The 21,770-nt window shown below is 39.2% G+C and carries 16 protein-coding genes and 1 pseudogene; 10 read left to right on the forward strand and 7 right to left on the reverse strand.

Annotation, left to right across the window (positions count from 1 at the left end; translation table 11 throughout):
- Positions 1-85: 85 nt before the first annotated feature.
- The 8 genes from dndD (at position 86) to ACOWPH_RS18370 (ending at position 6,301) form a co-directional block, all read left to right on the forward strand.
- Positions 86-2,074, forward strand: coding sequence for a DNA sulfur modification protein DndD (dndD, locus tag ACOWPH_RS18335; protein WP_015216818.1), 1,989 nt, complete (start codon positions 86-88; stop codon positions 2,072-2,074).
- Between the two features lie 30 nt (positions 2,075-2,104).
- The gene (locus tag ACOWPH_RS18340; RefSeq protein ID WP_015216819.1) at positions 2,105-2,383 is read left to right on the forward strand and encodes a hypothetical protein; all 279 of its coding nucleotides are present in this window, start codon (positions 2,105-2,107) and stop codon (positions 2,381-2,383) included.
- 106 nt (positions 2,384-2,489) lie between these two features.
- Positions 2,490-2,885 carry a DNA sulfur modification protein DndE gene (dndE, locus tag ACOWPH_RS18345; RefSeq protein ID WP_015216820.1) on the forward strand — a complete coding sequence of 132 codons (396 nt, stop codon included), beginning with the start codon at positions 2,490-2,492 and terminating at the stop codon, positions 2,883-2,885.
- 94 nt (positions 2,886-2,979) lie between these two features.
- Positions 2,980-4,272, forward strand: a complete 1,293-nt coding sequence (locus ACOWPH_RS18350) for an AmpG family muropeptide MFS transporter (RefSeq protein ID WP_015216821.1) — start codon at positions 2,980-2,982, stop codon at positions 4,270-4,272.
- A complete protein-coding gene (locus ACOWPH_RS18355; protein WP_015216822.1) occupies positions 4,257-4,658 on the forward strand; it encodes a hypothetical protein in 402 nt (133 codons plus the stop codon). Before ACOWPH_RS18350 ends, ACOWPH_RS18355 begins: the two co-directional genes overlap by 16 nt.
- Before the next feature lie 77 nt (positions 4,659-4,735).
- Positions 4,736-4,888, forward strand: a complete 153-nt coding sequence (locus ACOWPH_RS18360; RefSeq protein WP_015216823.1) for a hypothetical protein — start codon at positions 4,736-4,738, stop codon at positions 4,886-4,888.
- 37 nt (positions 4,889-4,925) lie between these two features.
- Positions 4,926-5,447, forward strand: coding sequence for a GNAT family N-acetyltransferase (locus ACOWPH_RS18365; protein ID WP_015216824.1), 522 nt, complete (start codon positions 4,926-4,928; stop codon positions 5,445-5,447).
- A gap of 95 nt (positions 5,448-5,542) precedes the next feature.
- Positions 5,543-6,301 carry a HEAT repeat domain-containing protein gene (locus ACOWPH_RS18370; protein ID WP_015216825.1) on the forward strand — a complete coding sequence of 253 codons (759 nt, stop codon included), beginning with the start codon at positions 5,543-5,545 and terminating at the stop codon, positions 6,299-6,301.
- Positions 6,302-6,603: 302 nt separating this feature from the next.
- On the opposite strand, the gene ung is transcribed toward ACOWPH_RS18370, so the two are convergent.
- The 7 genes and pseudogenes from ung to ACOWPH_RS18405 form a co-directional block, all read right to left on the reverse strand.
- Entirely contained in the window at positions 6,604-7,284 is a 681-nt protein-coding gene (gene ung, locus ACOWPH_RS18375) for a uracil-DNA glycosylase (protein ID WP_015216826.1), read from the reverse strand.
- Entirely contained in the window at positions 7,281-7,670 is a 390-nt protein-coding gene (locus ACOWPH_RS18380; protein WP_015216827.1) for a phosphomannose isomerase type II C-terminal cupin domain, read from the reverse strand. The genes ung and ACOWPH_RS18380 overlap by 4 nt, the downstream gene beginning before the upstream one ends.
- Positions 7,671-7,882: 212 nt before the next feature.
- On the reverse strand, positions 7,883-9,094 hold the full coding sequence (locus ACOWPH_RS18385) for an EAL domain-containing response regulator (RefSeq protein ID WP_015216828.1): 1,212 nt from the start codon (positions 9,092-9,094) through the stop codon (positions 7,883-7,885).
- Positions 9,095-9,102: 8 nt separating this feature from the next.
- Positions 9,103-13,947, reverse strand: coding sequence for a PAS domain S-box protein (locus tag ACOWPH_RS18390; RefSeq protein ID WP_015216829.1), 4,845 nt, complete (start codon positions 13,945-13,947; stop codon positions 9,103-9,105).
- 588 nt (positions 13,948-14,535) lie between these two features.
- A complete protein-coding gene (locus tag ACOWPH_RS18395; RefSeq protein ID WP_015216830.1) occupies positions 14,536-17,397 on the reverse strand; it encodes a glycoside hydrolase family 10 protein in 2,862 nt (953 codons plus the stop codon).
- Positions 17,398-17,623: 226 nt separating this feature from the next.
- Positions 17,624-18,950: pseudogene (locus tag ACOWPH_RS18400) on the reverse strand (TIGR03279 family radical SAM protein).
- Between the two features lie 74 nt (positions 18,951-19,024).
- A complete protein-coding gene (locus tag ACOWPH_RS18405; protein ID WP_015216832.1) occupies positions 19,025-19,960 on the reverse strand; it encodes an undecaprenyl-diphosphate phosphatase in 936 nt (311 codons plus the stop codon).
- Between the two features lie 187 nt (positions 19,961-20,147).
- On the opposite strand from ACOWPH_RS18405, the gene ACOWPH_RS18410 reads away from it, so the two are divergent.
- Together ACOWPH_RS18410 and psbU are read left to right on the forward strand one after the other, a co-directional pair.
- Positions 20,148-20,915 carry a DUF3120 domain-containing protein gene (locus ACOWPH_RS18410; protein WP_015216833.1) on the forward strand — a complete coding sequence of 256 codons (768 nt, stop codon included), beginning with the start codon at positions 20,148-20,150 and terminating at the stop codon, positions 20,913-20,915.
- A gap of 376 nt (positions 20,916-21,291) precedes the next feature.
- The gene (gene psbU, locus ACOWPH_RS18415) at positions 21,292-21,720 is read left to right on the forward strand and encodes a photosystem II complex extrinsic protein PsbU (protein WP_042466168.1); all 429 of its coding nucleotides are present in this window, start codon (positions 21,292-21,294) and stop codon (positions 21,718-21,720) included.
- The last annotated feature ends 50 nt before the right edge of the window (positions 21,721-21,770 follow it).

Genomic DNA, 21,770 nt, shown 5'->3' on the forward strand with positions numbered 1-21,770 from the left:
CTAATTATAACAGAGGCAGAGCCTCTTGAAAGCATTCCCTGTCAGAACCAGGGAACGAGATTAATCTAAAAACTAAAATTGTCTAATGATATTTCTTGAATTAGTCCTGCAAAATTTCGGTCCATACTCCGGTAAGCAAGTCATCAACCTCAACCCGAAAATTGATGAGGATAATGTACGTCCAATTATCCTTTTTGGAGGCATGAATGGTGGTGGAAAAACTACCCTCATGGATGCTATTCGTCTGGCTTTATATGGTCAACGCGCCCAATGTTCAACTCGCGGTAATCTTAGTTATAGTGATTTTTTAAATCAATGTGTAAATAGTAAGGCTGATCCTATAGAGAAAACTAGAATTGAATTAGTTTTTGAACATATTGAAGAAGATAAACCTGTTAGATATCGTGTTGTTCGGACTTGGGAAAAAAATCCTAAAGATGGTAAAGACCATTTAGGGATTTTAGGTGATGATGAAACTTGGCCGATTGATTCGTTGGTGAATATATGGGATGAATATATAGAAAATATTTTACCTTTAGGTATTTCTAATCTATTTCTCTTTGACGGTGAACAAGTTAAGGAACTTGCAGAACAGGAAATACCACCACCAATTGTGGTTGATGCTATTAACGGACTTTTGGGTTTAGAGTTAGCAGATAAGTTAGCAATTGATTTGGAGATTTTAGTAAATCGCAAAAAGCGAGAATTTGCAGATAATAAAGATTTGGCTAAATTAGAAGAAATTGAAACTCAACTAAATGAGAAACAGGAGGAATATGAGAAAAACAAGAAAAATCTAGAAAATCTGAATATTGAAGTTACAGAATTAGAAAAGATTCATGAAGAAGCTTTAGATAGATTTGTGAATGAAGGTGGTAAAATCGCTGCTGAACGTAGCCAATTAGAACGAGAAAAGGAAGATAAAGTCAAAGCTGGTAATAATATCCGTGAATCTTTATGTGAGTTAGCTGCTGATGTTTTACCTTTAGCGTTAATTAGTCCTTTATTATCTCAAGTCCAACACCAAGGAGAAAAAGAACTTAAAACTCAACAAATTCAATTAGCTAAGGATGTATTAATTGCTAGGGATGAACGATTACTTAATTGGCTACAACAATTAAATCTGGAATCTAATAAAGTTACTAATATTCAATCTTTTCTAGCTGAAGATATCAATAATTTATATACCAATAATGTATCATCTGAAAATACTTGGTTAAATGGAGATGAAGAAAGTTTAAGTTTACTGGACAATATAATTTATCGTTTGCAGGTTGCCGAAAGTACAGCCCAAAAGCAGTTAGACGAATTAAGTAATTATGAGGAAGAAGTACTAACTTTAGAAAGACAAGTACAAACTGCGGCTGCACCGGAAGAATATACAAAGTTGCAAAAAGCTGTAAAACAGGCACAAACTGAATTTAATAAGATGCAATCTCAGGCTGAATTAATGAGTCGGGAATTGATAGAATTAGAGACAGAAATCAAAAAATTAAGACAAGAACTAAATGAATATACCGTAGAAAATCTGAAATATAAAGATAGTGAACATATTATTAATTCGGCTGCGAAAGTGCAAGCGACATTAAAGGAGTTTCGAGAAAGATTAACTTTGAGAAAATTGAATAAATTAGAAGAGGAGGTAAAAAACTGTTTTCTATATTTATTACATAAATCTGATTTAGTACATCGTATTGCTATTGATAGTAAAACATTTGGATTGTCTTTATATGATTTAAACGGTAAACCAGTCCCCAAACATCGACTTTCTGCTGGGGAAAAACAACTATTAGCGATCGCATTTTTGTGGGGACTAGCCAAAGTATCAGGAAGACGCTTACCCGTAGCCATAGATACCCCGCTAGGAAGACTAGACTCCTCCCACCGCAACAACCTAGTAGAAAGATACTTTCCCTCAGCCAGCCATCAAGTCATCCTCCTTTCCACCGACACCGAAATCGGCAAAAAAGAATATCAAAACCTCAAAGAAACCGAAGCCATAGCCCGCGAATACTTACTTCAATATAACTCCGGTAAACGGGAAACTACAATTAAACCTGGTTATTTTTGGTAAAATATCATCTAGTATTTCATAGAGTTTAATATGACAACTCCCTTACTACCAACCTTACATAATTTACCTGCTACCTTACCCTTAGAAGGTGCTATCAGAATCGAGTTACAAGAAGGAACAGCTATCTTTCGTGCTTCTAGTAGTGTACAAAATCGCATTGAAACATTACTCTTACAACAACAAGATTCTCAACTCACACCTGAAGAAGAAAAAGAATTAGATAGTTATGAAGAAATAGATGATTATCTCAGTTTTCTAAATCTTATAGTTCGTAATCTAGCCAAAAATGCAAACGACCAAACTATATAAAATTAGCAAATTTAAAACTTTTGATTTATTTCTTCCTTTGCGTCTTTGCGCCTTTGCGTGAGACTTAAATGTATTCCTTTATTACTAATCATCAATCACCAAAATTATGGAATCACCCATAGAAAGAATCAAACTTTCCCAAACAGCCAAAGAACAACTTCTTAAACTTAAACGCAGCACAAAAATCGACCAATGGAACATATTATGTCGGTGGGCGTTTTGTCGTTCCCTTGCAGAAATAACTCCGCCCTCACCCGTACCCATTCCCCAAGATAGCAACGTCGAAATGACATGGCGCGTCTTTGGTGGAGAAATATCTGATATTCTACTGTTAGCCCTGAAACAACGCTGCTATAACGACGGATTAGATACAGATAAAGAAACCCTAATTACGCAATTTCGCCTACATTTACATCGGGGAATTGGTTATTTAGCAGGGGATCAGAATATCAAGAAAATTGAAGATTTAATTCAACTAGCTACAAAGAAAGTAAGATCCTGATTCTGCAATGTTAATTGGCGTGTAGGCAAGAAAAAACATAGCCAATATGGCAAGATAGCTGCAACTCTCTCAGGTGAGAAGGCAATTTAAACTAATGAATCCAGTTCAATCGCTACTGCAAGTTTTCGGTAGCCGGAAAATGGCTGCTCTGATATTACTAGGGTTTTCATCTGGTTTGCCCTTGTTTTTAACCAGCAAGACCCTACAAGCTTGGATGACCGTTGAAAACGTAGATTTAACCGCCATCGGCTTATTTAGCCTTGTAGGTGTGCCATATTCATTAAAATTTCTCTGGTCGCCTCTGTTAGACTGGTTTACGTTGCCATTTTTAGGCAGACGACGGGGTTGGTTAATTACAATCCAAATTGGGTTATTGATAGCGATCGCTTGCATGGCATTGCAACAGCCCAAACAAGCCCTCCAACTGTTAGCCATCAACGCCGTGGCGATCGCATTCCTCAGTGCAACCCAAGACATCGCCGCTGACGCTTACCGCACCGACATTCTCGAACAACTAGAAATGGGCGCAGGTGCAGCAGTATTCGTTTTAGGTTATCGCATCGCCCTCTTACTCACAGGTTCTTTAGCCCTAATCCTTGCCGATAACATCCCCTGGTCATCAGTATATTTATTGATGTCAGTAGGCATGGTAATAGGCATCATTGCCACCTTATTTGCACCAGAACCCAAAGAAATCACTCCTCCAGAATCCTTAACCGCAGCCGTAATCTTACCCTTTGGGGAATTTATCCAGCGCCAGGGTATCCTCCAAGCCTTACTAACCCTGCTGTTTATCGTCCTCTATAAACTCGGCGACTCCTTTGTCAACAATATGTCCACGCCTTTTTTACTACAAACAGGCTTCACACAAACCGACATAGGAGCAATTCAAGGCGGCATGGGATTGATAGCCACCATCGTCGGCACACTGGCAGGTGGAGCATTTTTGAGTAAAATTGGTCTGAATCGCTCACTTTGGGTATTTGGAGCATTGCAAGCAGTCAGCAACTTAGCTTATCTTGTACTTGCACAAGTTGGTAAAAACTACCAAGTTCTCCTACTGACCATCAACATCGAGAACTTTTGTGCTGGATTAGGAACAGCAGCTTTTGTCGCCTTCTTAATGAATATGTGTAATCAGCGTTATTCAGCCACTCAATATGCTTTACTTTCTAGTTTTATGGCCGTAAGTCGTGATATTCTAGTTGCGCCAGCAGGTTCCTTAGCAAAAAATACAGGTTGGCCTTTATTTTTCGTCATTAGTATCCTTGCTGCTGTACCGGGACTACTCCTGTTACCATTTTTCGCCCCCTGGAATCCAACGCCAGAGGCAGTCACCAGACCAGGAATTGAGCCAGAAGAAGAGGATATATGGGGAACCAAGTAGTTATTCTTGTCGGTACATTCGTCCTCATCGTCACAGGGTTACTACTGGGCTATGTACTCTCCCAGTTAGTTTTAGGATTTCTGGGGTTTAACCTCCTCACTCTCCTAGGCACAATCAGCTTGATTTTAATCTTTGGTACACTCTATTACGTTTTATTTTGGCAGTTACGGCGAGAACCTTCACAGCCTTTCAAAAACGGCATACCCAAGCAGGTAGACGAAGAAGTCACTGGTAACTACCTAAAAAACCGACTCATAGCTAGGTTATCTGGCGATGTTGCCGCAGCGGAGAGATTAATTGAGCAGGCCAAACAAAATTATCCTGGTATGCCAGAAAATTGGTACTGTGAGAGGGTACTAGATGATTTGGATCGTGAACAGCGCTAAGTACCGAGTACCGAGTACTGAGTGTTTTGCTCAACTAATTTTTTAGAAAATCTCTAGCTAATTAAAACCCATACTTTATGATGGCCATTTTTCGTCAATATATCGCCCCTTTAATTGCTGTGCTGATATTTACCTTCGCCTTAGTCGCAGTCAGCGCTCGCATTTTTCTACCTTCCGATATGGCAGCACCCGCACCAATTGGTATGGTAATTCGTAATTCGGGTTATTAACCTCCCCATCTCCCTTATCCTCCCCATTTCCCAAATTTTGACTCTCTTACTACCCGGCTACCACATTCGTCGAGGCTCAACTGTAGATAGGGCAATTCTGGTCAAGTTCATGCAGCAGACTTACCAGGAAATGTTTTCTCATCAAGATTTTTCACATCTAGCTCTAACAGTTGAGCAATATTTCTCCACTGACACCCCTTTATGGTGGGTAGATGAAGAAGCAAGTGAAAAGGGAGCAGGAAAAAAGGAAGAGTTTACCCAATCACCAATCACCTATTACCAATCACCATCCCCCATAGCTTGTCTATGGGTAGGCAATGCCATAGATCAAATAAAGGGCGATCGCCACACTCACATTTTTCTCCTCTACGTTACCCCAGAACATCGCCGTCAGGGTATTGGTAGAGCCTTGATGAATCATGTAGAAAATTGGGCAAAACAAAGAGGCGATCGCCAAATCGCTCTGCAAGTCTTTCAATCCAACACAGCTGCATTACAGCTTTATCATCACCAAGGTTATCAAACACAATCCCTATGGATGGTAAAACCACTCCATTAGCCTGTACAATTATTTAACTAATATCTATCAGGGTTTTTCTTGTTGGTATAGGGGGTAATAAGTTGATCCCTCGCGGCGATTAAACCGGAATAATTATGTACGATGAAGATGACCTAAGCCTACTTGATGCCGAAGTGGAGCTAGAAAGCCCCCTAGACCGCATAGAACCACTTACTGCTGAATCAGAAGTGGCAAAACCCGATCCAGAATTAATGTTGGCACTTCTGACAAATCCCCAGTCCCAACAAAGAATGTTAGCGGCGCGGGCTTTTTGTGATATCGAATATGAAAGAGCAATTCCCCATCTTATTAGCCTTTTAACCGATAACTGTCCCTTAGTTCGAGTTAGTGCAGCCTACGCCCTGGGGCGAAATCCTAGTCAAGATGCAGTCGAGCCATTAATTACTCAACTCAATCGAGATTGGAATGGCTATGTGCGAAAAGGCATAGTTTGGGCTTTAGGCAACTGTCGCGATCGCCGTTCCTTAGCACCCCTAGCAGAATCTTTACGAACCGACATCTCCGCCGTCCGTCTGTGGGCAGCCAGCGCCCTAGCCCAAATGGCAGGAGTGGGTTATGAAGTAATTGTGGGCGCAATTCCCCCCTTAATTGAAGCCCTTGTCCAAGACCCCATAGCCGCAGTACGCAGTAACTGTGCTTGGACAATCGGACAACTGTGCAAAGAATTGCCTTCTAACGTAGTTTATGCCACAGCAATTGATGCCTTAATTCAAGCTTTCGCTGAAGACCAAGATTTGGGAGTCCGAGAAGATGCCAAAGCCGCACTTTTGGGAGTCGGTGATCCTCGTGGTTTACAGTTAATTGAAACCCTAGAACAAGAAGGTTGGTTTTAATTTAAGAATTCAGGAGTCAGGAGTCAGGAGTCAGGAGTCAGGAGTTAGAATGCTTATGAAATGAAGAATAGAGAGAAGTGAGATTTTATCAAAATTCTCAAAACTGACTCGAAAAGCCTTTATTTTCATGACTTCTGTATTCTCTATCCTGAATACTTACCACCTGAGTTAGACATAATATAATTTGTGGAAAACTTGCCCCCAGTAGGAGTTTCAAACCCTTATTCTCTCGCCCTTAAAAATCATAACTCCGTTCGCGTAGCGTCTCCGAACTCCGAACTCCGAACTCAGGTACTTACCAATCACCAATTACCAACTTGCCAATCAATCTCCGGTTTACCCCAATCAACCAAAGCAGCATTAATAGCTGAAAAAGGTTTGCTGCCAAAAAAGCCGTTTCGTGCAGAAAAGGGTGAAGGATGAGCAGATTGTATAACTTTATGCCGATTGGTATCTATTAACTTTAACTTTTTTTGTGCATATCCGCCCCACAATACAAAAACTACCGATTCAGATTTTTCATTAACTTTATTAATCACCGCATCTGTGAAAATTTCCCAGCCTTTATTTTTGTGAGAATTTGGTGTATTCGCCCTCACAGTTAGTACCGCATTGAGCATCAATATACCCTGTTTAGCCCACTGGACAAGATAACCATGATTGAAAATATCCAGCCCCACATCTGCTTTGAGTTCTTTAAATATATTCATCAGTGAAGGAGGGGGTTTGATCCCCGGTTTAACGGAAAAGCATAACCCATGTGCTTGGTTTTCATTATGGTAAGGATCTTGCCCCAGTAACAAAACATTGACTTTCTCATATGGTGTCAATTCAAAAGCCGAAAAAACATCTTTTTCTGGCGGATAAATATTATGGGACAAGCCATCCTCTACCAAGAATGCTTGGAGTTTATCAAAGTAGGGTTTTGTCAATTCATCACCAAGAACAGCTTGCCAATCAATAGGCAGTTGGAGATTTTTCATTGAACTGAAGTTAACTCAAACGGTCGTTCTATATCATCTTCACCCAAATACTCGCCATTTTGAATTTCTAGAATCACTAGGGTAATAGATCCTGGATTTTCAACCTTATGCAGAGTTGCTGCGGGTACATAGGTTGACTGATTAGAATTGAGCAATATTTCCTCATCACCACAAGTTACCTTAGCCACACCAGACACTACCACCCAATGTTCATGTCGATGATAATGAATTTGTGCTTTAATGCCGTGTCTAGGCTTAATTTCCACACGACTAATTCTATAATTTTCACCCTCTTCTAAAACTTCCACATTACCCCAGTACCTTTCACCGGAATGGCAAGAAGAGTTATCTAAATTGGACTGAAGCTCATTCTCATGCTGATTCATAACTAATTTTTCCACCTTAAATATTGTAAATCAATAATTAGCAACAAGAGGTAAAAGTCATTCATTTGCGTACACAATCATATTATAGCAATTCCCAAGCTCATGAAATACACCCCACCCGCGCTGTCGCGCACCCTACCCTTACCAAGGGGTTGGGGAGGGGTAATTTTGTATCTAACTAGAGTGGGAAAGGCTATATACATAAATACTTCTTAGATAAAAAAGGATTTATTAGATAAAACAAACTGCTCAAACTCTAGTGCTGGTAAGGCACAACTAAATAGAAATCCTTGAATAGCATCACAATTTTGTTGCCGCAAAAATGATAATTCTGATTCTGTTTCTACTCCTTCAGCAACTATTTTAAGATTTAAACTATGACCCATTTGAATCAAGGCTTTTGTAATTGCCGATTTTTGGTGATCTTGGGTAATATTTTGAATAAAACAACGATCAATCTTAAGTGTATTAATGGGGAAATATTTTAAATAACTTAATGAAGAATAGCCAGTACCAAAATCATCTACTGCAATTTTGATACCCAACGAACGTAATTGATTCATAGTAGCGATCGCACTATTAACATCTTGCATAATCATGCTTTCTGTCAATTCAATTTCTAGCCCTGGCATTTCCAAATTATTCGACTTAATCAAGTCTATAATTTGGGCAATTAAATCTGGTTGATTAAATTCAATAGCTGACAAATTGACAGCGATAGTCAAAGAGTTAATTCCAGCAACACGCCAAATCTTAATTTGTTGACAAACTTTTTTTAATACCCACTTACCAATAGTCATAATCAAACCATTAGATTCTGCTATAGGAATAAACTCAGTTGGTGATATTACTCCTAATTCGTGACTTTGCCAACGCAATAAACTTTCTGCTCCAATTATTTTACCACTATAGATATCTATAATTGGTTGATAATAAATCTCGAATTCTTCAAAATGATTATCTATGATTGCCCGATGTAATTTTTTATCCAATAACTGCATTCTAGGAGTGAGTTTATGAATTGCAGTCTGACGTGATAAATATTTTCTTAAATTTGCATATTTTTCCAATTTATTGAGAATGGCACTTAATAGTTCAGATCGAGTAAACGGTTTAGTTAGATAATCATCTGCTCCCATATCCATCCCTTGACGAAAATCGGATTTGGCAGCTTTCGCAGTCAAAAAAATAAAGGGAATTGTTGCAGTTATTGGTTCTTTTTTTAATGCTGTTAATACCTCATAGCCATTAAGTTCTGGCATCATCATGTCGCACAAAATTAAATCTGGTATTTCCGACATGGCCAAATTTAAGCCAGTTCTTCCATTGGCAGCAGCAATTGTTTCAAAATCTTCTGCTATTAGTAAATCTAAAATATTTTCTCGAACTGATTCTTCATCTTCAATTATTAAAATTTTATGCATAATTTACCTCATATTATATTTTTCATTGGTAGTTTAACAGTAAACTTTGTACCCCAGCCTACCTGACTGATGACATGAATTGAACCTTGGTGAATGTCTACACATTTTTTGACAATAGCTAATCCTAAACCAGTCCCTAAAATATTACCGACATTTTTAGCCCGATGAAAAGATTCAAATAATCGAGGTATATCTTCTTCAGGAATACCAATTCCCTGATCTTGAATTTCAAATACTGCCTGTCTATTTTCACAACTAAGGGTAAACTTAACCAGAGTACCATCTGGGGAATATTTGAGGGCATTTGAGAGTAAATTACTCAGAATATGCCCTACTAATTTGTCATCCATATAGCAGGATATGGATTCAAACTCACTGCTGAAAGATAGCAAGTGTTGATTTTTCAGATTCAATTGTAATTCTTCTACCAAGTGACGGCAGTATGCAACTAAATCGAACAATAATGGCTTATATTCCAATTTTCCTGCTTCTGCCTTGCCGATCATCAAAATATCATTTAACATTTCTGTGATCCGCTGGACTGCGCTTTGAATGCGACGCAGATGAGTTAGTTGCTTTTCTTGTGTCCATTTATGGCGGTAATGTTCTAGCAATTCTGAGGAAGAAAGAATAGTGCTTAATGGGGTACGGAATTCGTGAGAAGTCATAGAGATAAAGCGAGATTTGAGTTCGTTGAGTTCTTTTTCCTTCTCTAGTGCTACTCTCAGTTCTTGCTCTAATTGCTTACGATTGGTAATATCGGTTTGAATACCAATGTAGTGGGTTAAATAACCATCAGTGTCATAAACAGGAGAAATATTTAACTCTTGCCAAAATAGGCTACCATCTTGACGGTAGTTACGTAAAATTACGGTGCAGTCTTGTCCTGCCTGCATGGCAGTGCTAAGTTCTTGTAATCCTGGTTGATGAATATCAACACCTTGAAGCAAACGAAAATTTTGCCCCATGACTTCTGCTGCTGAGTAGCCAGTCATCCGTTCAAAAGCTGGATTAACATAGATAATTGAACTATCTGGGCTGGTAACATCAGCTATGACAATACCGTTACTACTAGCAGCGATCGCGCGATCGCGTAGTCTTAAACCTTCCTCAATTAATTTGCGCTGAGTTATATCTGTATAAATACTAACAAATGAAACTATTTTATTAGTACTATCTTTAATGGCATCAATACGTAAATCAACTTGAACATTGTGATGACCACGAGTTTGCATAGTTATTTCACCACGCCAAGGCTCACCTCTTTGGACAGTCTTAAATACTTGGTTAAATGTTTCTTGTTTGGTAAAATTAGCTGATAATCCACCACAACTATTTAATTGAGAAAAAGTATAATCAAATACTTCCACGAAAGCAGGATTGACATAAACAGCCTTGCCAGTGATATCTGTAATACTAATAGCATCACTTGTGCTTTCTATTGCCTTGTGTAACCTTAATAAAGACTTTTCTGTTAATTTGCGCTCTGTGATGTCGCGGGTAACTTTAGAGAAACCACGTTGCTTTCCTGTTTCATCATGTAATGGCGTTAAAATACAATTTGCCCAAAAGTGAGAGCCATCTTTGCGAAGAAAAACACTCTCACACTCACATCGACCATTAATTGCAGCTATTTTTAACTGTTGCTTTGGGATATTGCTTAAAACATCTTCTGGTCGAAAAAAGCAAGAGAAATCACGCCCAATTATTTCTGATGCCTGATACCCAGTAATACATTCTGCACCAGAATTCCAACTCATCACCCTGCCTTCGGGATCAAGCATATAAATTGCATAATCTTTGACACCTTCTACTAATAAACGGAAATATTCTTCGCTTTGGCGCAGTTCTTCTTGATCCCTTTTACGGCTGGTAATATCTGTGGAAATACTACATACTGCATAAGGAGTATCATTAACATCCTTTAAAGGAAACTTCACAGATAAGTAAGTGTGTAAACCATCTGGGTGGGGTGCAACTTCTTCTATTTCTAGAGGAATACCACCAGCCATGACTTGAGAATTGCTGACTGCGAATGCTTGAGCAACATCATGAGGCCAAACATCATAAACACTTTTACCGACTATCTGCGCTTGAGTAATGTTAAATAGCTTTTCATATTGGTGGTTCACTAGCAGATATTTATTTTCAGGATCGAGTAAATACATTACCGCTGGGAAATTATCCAAAATCGCTTGTAGTTGCTGTTGCATTTCCCATAACTTTGCCGCTTCCTGCTTGCGAATAGTGATATCTCGATCAATACCACGATAACCACCAAAGTTGCCATCAACATCAAAAATTGGAACTCCGTTGGTTTCCATAACTACCAAGTGTCCATCTTGATGATATTGAATGTTCTCCACGCATTTAAATGATTGCCTGTCCTCAAAAAGTGGCAAGAAAATCTTGATAACACGCTCTGCTTCTGCTGGTGGCATCAATTCAAAGGGTTGTTTTCCTAATACTTCTTGGGGTTCGTAACCTAAAATATCGCGGACTTTGGGACTGACATAGGTATAAATGCAGTTTTCATCAACTTCCCACACCCAATCAGTAGTAGCTTCAACCAAGTTGCGGAAACGTTCTTCGCTTTCTCGCAGCGCAGCTTCAGTTTGTTTGCGCTTGATGCCAAGGGCAATTTCGTCAGCAACAATTCCCATTGAGCTAAAAGTATTTTCTGTGAGGGCTTGACAGGAAAACATAGCAATTACACCTATTGTTTCCCCTTCCACAATTAAGGGATAACCGGCGAAGGCCACTATTCCTTCTTGCTTGGCCCACTCTTGATTACTAATGTGTGGATCATCCTGAACAGAGTTAGTCAAGTGTGGTTTACCTTCTTGGGCAATCAAACCAATCTTAAATTGACCAACTGCTACTAGTCTGTGATTTTCATCAATGTCAGTGTATTTCCCTGAATTGACTTGTAATTCTAATACTTGCTCTTCTGTATTCAGTATCCAGATGCGAGCAAAGGCAGCATGAAGATGTTTAACCAAAGCATCAGTGCAACCACGCATCATATTTTCTAAGGTTTCTGTCTGAGTCAGAATAGCATCTACTTCCGAGCGAAAATCTGCTAACCGCACTCGTTCTACCAGTGCCGCTTCTACTCGTTGGTGATTCCTACGGATCGCTTCACTATCGCGCAACACAGCTTGTTTTTCGCTAATATCAGTAACTGTACCGATGTAAGTAATTTCTTCTCCACTTTCTGAGCATTCGGCAACTATCTGACCAACGACCCACCTAACTTCTCCATTTGGATGTTGAAACCGATATTCGGAACAAAATGACAGGTTTTGGGTGACACTTTGATCCCATTCTGCTTGAATCCGCTCTTGGTCTTCTGGATGAATAGTACTTACCCAGGTCATACCACCTATCTTATCTGGAACTCTACCAGCAATTTCGCACCAACGGTCATTAGCGTAGTGAAAATGTCCCGCTGCATCGGTGCAGAACAAGCCCACAGGAGAAACTTTGGCGATCGTGTGATATCTTCGTTCACTGTCCCGGAGTGCAACTTCTGCGGTTACGCGGTCATGAATATCTGTATTTGTTCCGAACCAATTGATAATTTGCCCTTGTTGGTTACGCAATGCTAAGGCTCTTCCCAAATGCCAGCGATAGGTTCCTGATGATTGCTGGAGGAGACGAAATTCTACTTCATAATTTGTACCTGTGGCTAGAGATATATTCCAAGCCGTAAGACTGTTTGGCAAATCATCGGGATGTACCCATTCCTGCCATTTCCAATTTAAGATTTGTTCTGCGGTACAGGCAAAGTAATCTAGTGTGCGTTGGTTGATGTATTCCAGACTGCCGTCTGGACGTGCAATCCATACTTGCTGGGGGATGGATTCAGCTAAGAAGCGAAAGCGCTCTTCACTTTTTTCTAAAGCATCTAAAGCCTGTTTTTGCTCGGTGATATTTTCTAATGTGCCTAAAATACCTACCACATTCCCTCCATTATTATATAGAGGGACTTTGTTTGTTTCTAGCCAAAGTTGCTTGCCATCTGCTTGCTGATGAGGTGTAATAGTTTGATACTGAGGTTGATTAGTCTTCATTACTTGGGCATCACAGGAACGGTAGAAGTCTGCTTGCTCCCGATTGGCAACTAAATCATAGTCTGTCTTACCGACAATATCTTGGGGATTTTCCAACCCAACCATTTTGGCAAAGTTGCGATTACAGCCTAAGAAGACGGAATTTACGTCTTTCCAGAAAATATTATGGGGAATAGTATCTATAATTAACTGCAACATTTGCTGAGATTGCAGGAGTTGATTTTCTACTATCTGGCCATTCTTACGGTACGCTGAGTGCAAGGTATCGGCTCGGTGAACGCCATTGCAAAATGCTGCTGTTAAAGGCACTGCTTCTAGAGCTAAACAAATACCTTCCGGGGTGATGATGCTGTTAAGTCGATCTTGCTCATCTACAACTGCAAATAACTGCAACTTAGACTGAGATAATGATGAAATTACTGTTGTTAAAGTATTAAATGACTGCATATTCAGTTTTATGACTGAGGTCTGCATTACTTCAGAAATTTGGACATTTTTCAAGTCAGCCCCGGAAGCGACAAGCTGCACTATGTCTTGTGGTGTCAAGCATCCCACTATCTCTGAAGCTGATTTAATCAAAACACATTGATATTGTCGAGCTATTGGCGAGATACTTTCTGGTGCGATCGCACCATTTTGGTGTAATCTGTCCGCAGGACTTACAGGCATCGCAGCGATCACATCCAGGACATATGTTTCTGGCGTAACCGTCAACGCCGAACAGTAAATTACCGACTTTAAGCTTTTGAGGACGAAATAGTGAGGTGATGCTTGCATATTTGATTTAAATAGCCACTAACAAAAAATAATTATCTCAAACCGCTGATATATTGAGGTCAAATCTAGTGCCAGAAGGCAAGAAAGCAAATTTTATGAGCTTTTTAAGCTTTCTTCACTAGCTAGTTAATTTCCCCAGCTTGCACTAAATAATTGTGACCCGAAATTAATATTATTATAATAAGTAAAAATACGGTAAATTTTTTAGTCAAAAATACTATCGTCTTGATTCATTTGCCTAGATAGATGATCTACAAGCAAGAAAATGTCTCTATTCAATTAATATAAACCGCATTTACTTTGAAAGCCATAGTTTTTTTGGAATCAGGGTAAAGCTCAAAAATTAATCCATTACTCAATAATATACTTTCCTTAAAAACTCCATATTTCAATCTGGACGACATTTAATTTAGGATTTTAAATTTTGGTCGTCATCCTCTTAAAAATTTGCAGATTCTATGCAAGAATTCAGGATTCAGGATTCAGAATGTTTGATATAGCAGGGAACAGGAAACAGAAGAGAAAAATATTCTTCTTCCTTCTTCTTCCTTCTTTTTCCTGACTCCTGACTCCTAAATGCTTACAAATCTATTTATTTATTACCCTCCGCTCACCGTAACGCAATAGCCTTTCTATTGTTAACAGTCGATTTTCCCAGACTTTAACTTGATAAGGATTTTCTTTGGCTTTCACAATCAGCCAAATTCTAAATTTAGACTGGAAACGATTGAGCGATGCTCTGGCACTAATTAAATTACGAGGAGAAGGTGAAACCGCAAGTTGATTTAAAATACTTTGTAATTCTTGAGACTGGTTCTTAAAAGTAGAAATTGTATTTGCAGACATTTGTAATTGATCATTTTCTCGCACAAGTTGCCATTCTTTTTCTAGAGCCATGTAGCGTAAAGCCGCAGTGCGAAATGGCTGGCGCTGAGGAATAGGGTCATTTTTGGAATCTTGCAACTTACCTTGGGTATTACTAAATATTTCATCCAACTTGTTATTAAAATTATCTGCTGCAAAGAGTGCATAACCGCTGACAGGTAAATCTCTCAACATTTGCAGTTGGTCAAAAGCCCCCACTGTAGGCAACGACAGCAGACGAATTCCCGGAACCAACAAAGTAGAACCTAACTTAGTAGAGTTAATCCAAGGTTGCGCCAGTCGTTGAAAACGAGGAGTATCCAAAGCATAAGTCATCGGCACAACTAAATCTATATCTCCTCGTCTAGCCCAAACTTCCCAACGCTGTTGAATCTTTTGTACCCTTTCATATTCTGGCAACGGAAATACAGCCACAGATAAAATTAGATTGGCTCGCTTTTTACGTAACATTTGTGATACTTCAGCAACAAAGCTATCAACTTGTTCGGTGCGAAATACCGTCCATTTTTGCCATAAATCTCTCTGCGTAGGAGCAATATTTATAGGATCTACACCAGTTTGTTGTTGAAATTGCTCTCTTGCTGCTTTACCATAACCATAAATTCGACCTACAAAAGGGTCTTGAAAAGGATAACGAATATAATCTAAATGTAGACCATCCACCTGATAGCGAGTCAAAATTTCTTCGTACAGTTTTAATAAATATTGACGTACTTCAGGATTAGCTGGGTCTAAAAAAGGCTTTGTTTGACCACTAGGAATCATTTGTCCACGCTGATCATAGTTTGCCCAATTAGGATTAGCAGCCAACACAGGGCCTGGATAATCAGGATTGACATTGATAATTTCATTGTGAGGGCGATTACCAGCTGCAAAAGTCCAAACCCAAGCGTGTAATTCCATTCCTCTTGCATGGGCTAATTTCACAGCCACGGCTAAGGGGTCCCAATCTTTAATTAAGGGGTTTTGTTCTGGTGCAACCTGACTGGGATAAATTGTATAACCGGCGTTGACAGTCTCAAAAAATATGGTGTTAATTCCAGCTTGAGTCAAACGATCAAAAATCTGTACTAATCCCGCTTCATTTTCGGCTTTAACTATTGTTCCTCTATCTAACCAAACTGCACGAATTTCTGGTTGAGCTATGCGTTGATTAATAGGAAACTGCTGCCATAAATTGGTCTTTGTCTTTAACCATTCCTGACGAGCCAAAGCATATTTTTTTTGAGAAATTAATACAGGAATATTTTTGGCAACTTCTCTGGCTTGGGCTAAGTTTTGCTCTAAACTGAGGTCTGTAGTTTCTAATCCAGTGGATGCTAATTTTTCGCTTTCTGATTTTAAGGTTTGGAGTTTATTGACGTTACTATAACCATGAACTGAAGCTGCTAAATGGGCGCTTTTCACTCGACCAATCAGATTCTCTAATTCTTTTTGAAGTGCTACTGCATCCTTGCTATCAATCGGCTGATTAGAATTGGGTAGAACATCCAAACGAACTGCTGTTTCAAGTTGATCAATTGCCTCTTGGAAATTTTGAGAAACAGGTTTTGGTTGGGTTTCAGGATTCCGAGAAGTCGCCTGTCTAGGCTGGGTTCTAGTCCTGGGCAAATTAGGCTTTTTCCGAGAAGTCACCTGTCTAGGCTTAGTTCTAGTCTTGGGTAAATTAGGCTTTTTCTGAGAAGTCACCTGTCTAGGCTGGGTTCTAGTCTTGGGCAAGTTGGGCTTTTTCTGAGAAACAACCCTTCTAGGCTTGTTTCTAGTCGTGGGTGGATTGATGTTGCCGAGTACAGGGCTTTGTGTAGTAGTTGGCAAATTTTCTGAAGCCGGAGAACAATTGGCAACCTCTCCCACAATTTTTTTATTTGGCCATTTTAAATAACGACTGAGTGCAGCTTTTAACCAAGCGGTATCTAAATCGGCTGTTGCAGCAGTATCTGTTCCTAAGCGCCAACCTAACAAAGTGGAACGCTCGGTTGTCAGTACTGCTGATTGCTGATCTTGGGAGTTCCAAACAGCAGCAACTTGAGTACTAGGATGATCAGAAATCATCACAGCACCTATAACTTTACCAAAGAGTTCTTTTCGGTTTGCCCATTCTGGAGAATTAGTTTTTGCTGGTTGCAACTCTTGAGCTTGACTGAGGCTAAATGCCCAATAACCCCCTAACAAAGTTCGCAATAACTGACGCACTCCAGGAGTCGATAAACTACCTATAGGGCCACTGGCAATTAAGCGCCCTCCCCTACTCATCCATTCTTCTAGTGCGATCGCTTGTACTGGCGTTAAAACCTCTACATTTGGCAATAACAATACCTGTTGCTTACCTAAATCAGCCACATTTTTCACACTATCTAGAGGAATTACACAATATTTTGCGCCTACAGCCTGTAAGCGGTTGGTGATTCCTTTCCATTGATTGCTATTCTCTTGGCTTTTAATTACGCCCAATACATTTACTTCTGTTGCCGCTTTTGTTGGCAATATTTCCAATAAATTAAAAACCAAAAAATTAATATTTACAATAAACAAGCTCGCAATTTTAATTTTTATATGATTCTTCACTAAATATTCCTCACACACTGAATTTAGTTCGTAGTTCGTAGGGTGTGTTAGCGACAGCTTAACACACCGTTCCTGTGATTATTGGTGCGTTAAAGAAGCCTAACGCACCCTACAAATTTGATATTTTTTAAATTGGAAGTTCTCTGTTTCTGTGATTATTGGTGTGTTAAAGAAGCCTAACGCACCCTACAAATTCGATATTTTTTAAATTGGCAGCCTCGAATCATTAGGAAATACAGGTATTGATTAAATCTTCAACACCCGCTACTGGGAATATTTTTGTATTCAGTTGATTGGCTACATTCTCAACACTGACATCATCTAAAAATATTAATTCTCCATGTTTGAGCATAACGCTAGGCAGCAAAATACCTTCACCTAAATCTTGCCCATTTAATTTCAAAAGTAAATCATGTCCGGTTAATAATCCCGTAACGCTGATACTTTGCCCCCAGTAATCGCTACATAACGCTTTCATATTTATCTCTAAACCTTCCACAGCATTTAATTGTTTGACGATAGGTTTAAATGCCTGTTCCACAGCATTACCAACAACCCAAGTTAATTTTTTTTGGGGGGATACTTTTAATGGTAGTAATTCATGAGCAGCTTGGGTAAATTGCTTGATAAATAACCGAATAGAACCAACACCATTATCAATTTGAGGATATTCCTCATATTCAGCTTCGCTAGGCAATTCTTCACCAGCAATCAAAAACCATTCATCTGCTAACCAAGCCACACTAGAACCAAATTTTTTCCGAAATTCGTGAGAGAGTGATTTAACTTGAGAAATTACGTTCTCGCGCTTTTTCTTGCGTCACGGGTACAAGCTCATCTTCTTGGGGACGAAATCTGGTTAAACCGACGGGAACAACTGCTATTGATGCTACCGCAGGTATTTCTCCGGTATGAAAAGATGTTAAATCTCTCAATGTTTGTTCTAGGTGTTTACCATCATTGATCCCCGGACAAACCACTACTTGAGCATGAATTTGTAATCGTCTTTCTTGAAACCATTTGAGTTGTTTTAAAATCTGCCCTGCACGATTATTTTTTAACAGCCTAGTTCTGATTTCTGGTTCTGTGGCATGAACAGAAACATATAAAGGAGATAAACGCATTTGTTCAATACGTTGCCATTCTTTTTCTGATAAATTTGTCAGAGTTAGATAAGAACCATACAAAAAACTCAGCCTATAATCATCGTCTTTGAAGTACAAACTAGAACGTTTACCTGGTGGTTGTTGGTCAATAAAGCAAAAAGGACAACGATTATTACACTGAATTAAACCATCAAATAAAGCGGTTTCAAATTCTAGTCCTAAGTCATCATCATAATCTTTTTCAATTTCAATATGATGGGTTTTGCCAGCAGTATCTAAAACTTCTAGTTCTAAAACTTCATCAGCACATAAAAATTGATAATCAATTAAGTCACGGGGTTGTGTTCCATTAATAGCAACAATCGCATCACCCGCTTCAAAGCCAATTTCGGCAGCTATTGATTCGGTCAGCACCTTGGTAATTTTGGCAGGATGAATGGTAGTCATTGGTGATTGGTGATTGGTAATTGGTAATTGGTAATTGTCCTTCCCCCTGCTCCCTGCCTCCTGTCTCCTATCTCCTATCCTTGCCAGCCAAATGCGATCGCTAATAAGATAGAAATACCGAAGGCTAATCTGTACCAGACGAAAACCATTGTGTTTTTGGTTTGTAAATACCGGATTAGAAATGCAATTGATAGGTAGGAAAAGATAAAGGTTGAAATAATCCCGACAATTAACAGTAAAACAATGTTATTTGGCAACTCTTGAGCTTGAAATAGCTTAAATATTTTCAGACTTTTATAAAGGGTGGCAATTGTCAGGGTGGGAAATCCTAACAAAAATGAAAACTTTGCTGCTGTTTCTCTCTCTAAGCCTAAAAATAAGGCAGTTGTCAATGTAGAACCAGAACGAGAAACGCCGGGAATTAAAGCTAGAGTTTGTCCTAACCCTACTAAAATACCATCTCTAATTTGTAATGAATCAAATCCTCGCTTGCGAGTGCCAATTTTTTCGGCTAAACCTAGTAAAATCGCCATGACGACTGACATTATAGCAATAATTAATGCACTATCAGGTAAAACGTCTTTTAAAAGAAAGCCAATAGTTAATGCCGGCATTGTTCCAACTGCAATACCTACAGTAATTTTCCATTCTTCCCGTTCCCAGTCTTTATCCTTGAGTGTTTTGATTGCACCTTTAAGAATACTAGAAATCAGCTTCCAAAAATACCATAAAATTGCGATAACACTACCAAATTGAATGGCATCAACAAAATCTTTAGAACCTAGTTCTTTCCAAGCAAATACTTTGGTGACAATTAATAGATGTGCGGTGCTACTAATCGGTAAAAACTCGGTAATACCTTGCACAATACCGAGAATGAATGCTTGCATTAGTCCTTGAACAAGGTTGACTCCATTAGTTGCCGCTTCACTAGGTACTTCTACTTGTAAAATTTGCCACCATACAGGGAATAGTAAGTCTATACTGTCTGTTGCCAAGATTATCGCCATTTACCATGCTCCCAAAATGAATAAATAACTTGAGAAAATTATCCAACTTTACCTGCTTCTCGTCATTTATTCCGGGCAACATCCTTAGAGATGAACAAATTTAAAGTATAATCAAGATGCCCCCCAGGGGGATTTTAGAGTATGATACTTTATGATAAGTAAAGTTTAGTAACAAATATTAAAAATTTTGATTAATAATACATTGTCCTCTTACACCACTAATAATACTGATTTGCACACCACTGACACCGGGTACGGGGGAATCAAGGAGCTAGAGTCTACTCTATCGTTATCGGCTTCTTTTCCCGCTGCCATCTCTAGGAAGCAAACTTGGCTAGTGTTTGCAGCAGCGATGTTTTTGGTAACAGTACCTGTATTTATAGAAGCGCCGTTAGTGCGATCGCTCCCCAACGTTAGTTTAGTAATGACAGGATTTTGGGTTTGGCTGAGTTTGACATTAATGTCACGTCCGCAAACCTACATTTGGGGGGATTTACTCCTAGGATTTAGCTGGAGTTGGTTAACAGGAGCAATTTACTGGGGCTGGTTACGGTGGGAACCCCTATGGCACTTACCCATAGAATCTATCGGACTACCCTTTGCTATCTGGTGTTTGTGGCGAAATTGGGGCAAAGTCGGGAACTGGTTTTATTTAGGTTCTCTATTCGGCACAGTTTTAACCGACGTGTATTTTTATTTAGTGGATTTAATGCCCTATTGGCGACAAATTATGAGAACAGATACCGCTGGAGCTTCACAAATCTTAAAAAATGCTTTAGCACAAGTCCTAACGCCTTGGGGAGAAACCTGGGCAATCATTCTCGCCCTAGCGTTGTTAACAGTCGGAATTGTCTCTTTGGGTAAAACACAATGGCACTGGTACGCCTTTAGTGGAGCAGTTTTGAGTACAATCTTAGTAGATAGTCTGTTTTTATTAGCAGCGGTTTTCGCCTAAATTTATCAAACAAACTTTAAGAAACGCACAACATAAAAATTACAGATAAATTTGTAAAATTCAAACCCCAGAGCCGTAAATTTGTGGATATTAACTAAATTTGCACAGAAGTTATCCATTATATCGGCAGGTTAGTATTCCGAATCAGCGATGGGTACTTCACTAAGCTGTATATTAGTTTCTGATGACTGCTGTGTGTTGATTTAGCTATCAGCTATCAACCAAAGGATGAGGTCAGAACAAATAAGTACCCGATCAGCCTCCAGAGTCACCAGCGGGGTTGAATTTGTACTCCATACCTCTGAACTTTAGCCCACAGTTGACGGCTTCTAGCTAAAAGCGTTGATTTATGTTTGATGGAAAGAGGTAGAAAATGGTGAAAGGATTAGTACGTTTATTAACAGTGTTTAGCCTGTTGCTAGGCAGTTGGGGATTATTGGGAACTACTCAAATCGCCCAAGCTGCAAGTTTTAGCAATGTTACTTTGTTTCAAGTCCCAGTTTTGGCAATTTCACGTCAAAATCGGGCAGATGCCAAGCTAGGAACGGAATTTGGTAAAAAAATTGATTTGAATAATACCAATATTGCCGCTTTCCAACAATATCCGGGGTTATATCCCACTCTGGCCAAGAAAATTATCAGCAATGCTCCCTACCAAAAAGTAGAGGATGTATTGAATCTACCAGGATTGAGCGAGAGTCAAAAATCCAGACTGCAAGCCAATTTTGATAACTTTACCGTCACCGAATACGAGCCTAACTTCAATGAAGGAGACGATCGCATTAACAACGGTATTTATAGATAACTAAATGGGATTGGGGACTGGGAATTGGGAATTGGGGACTGGGGACTGAG

It is taken from the genome of Anabaena sp. PCC 7938, from assembly GCF_049315035.1.
In the GTDB taxonomy this organism is placed as follows: domain Bacteria; phylum Cyanobacteriota; class Cyanobacteriia; order Cyanobacteriales; family Nostocaceae; genus Anabaena; species Anabaena cylindrica.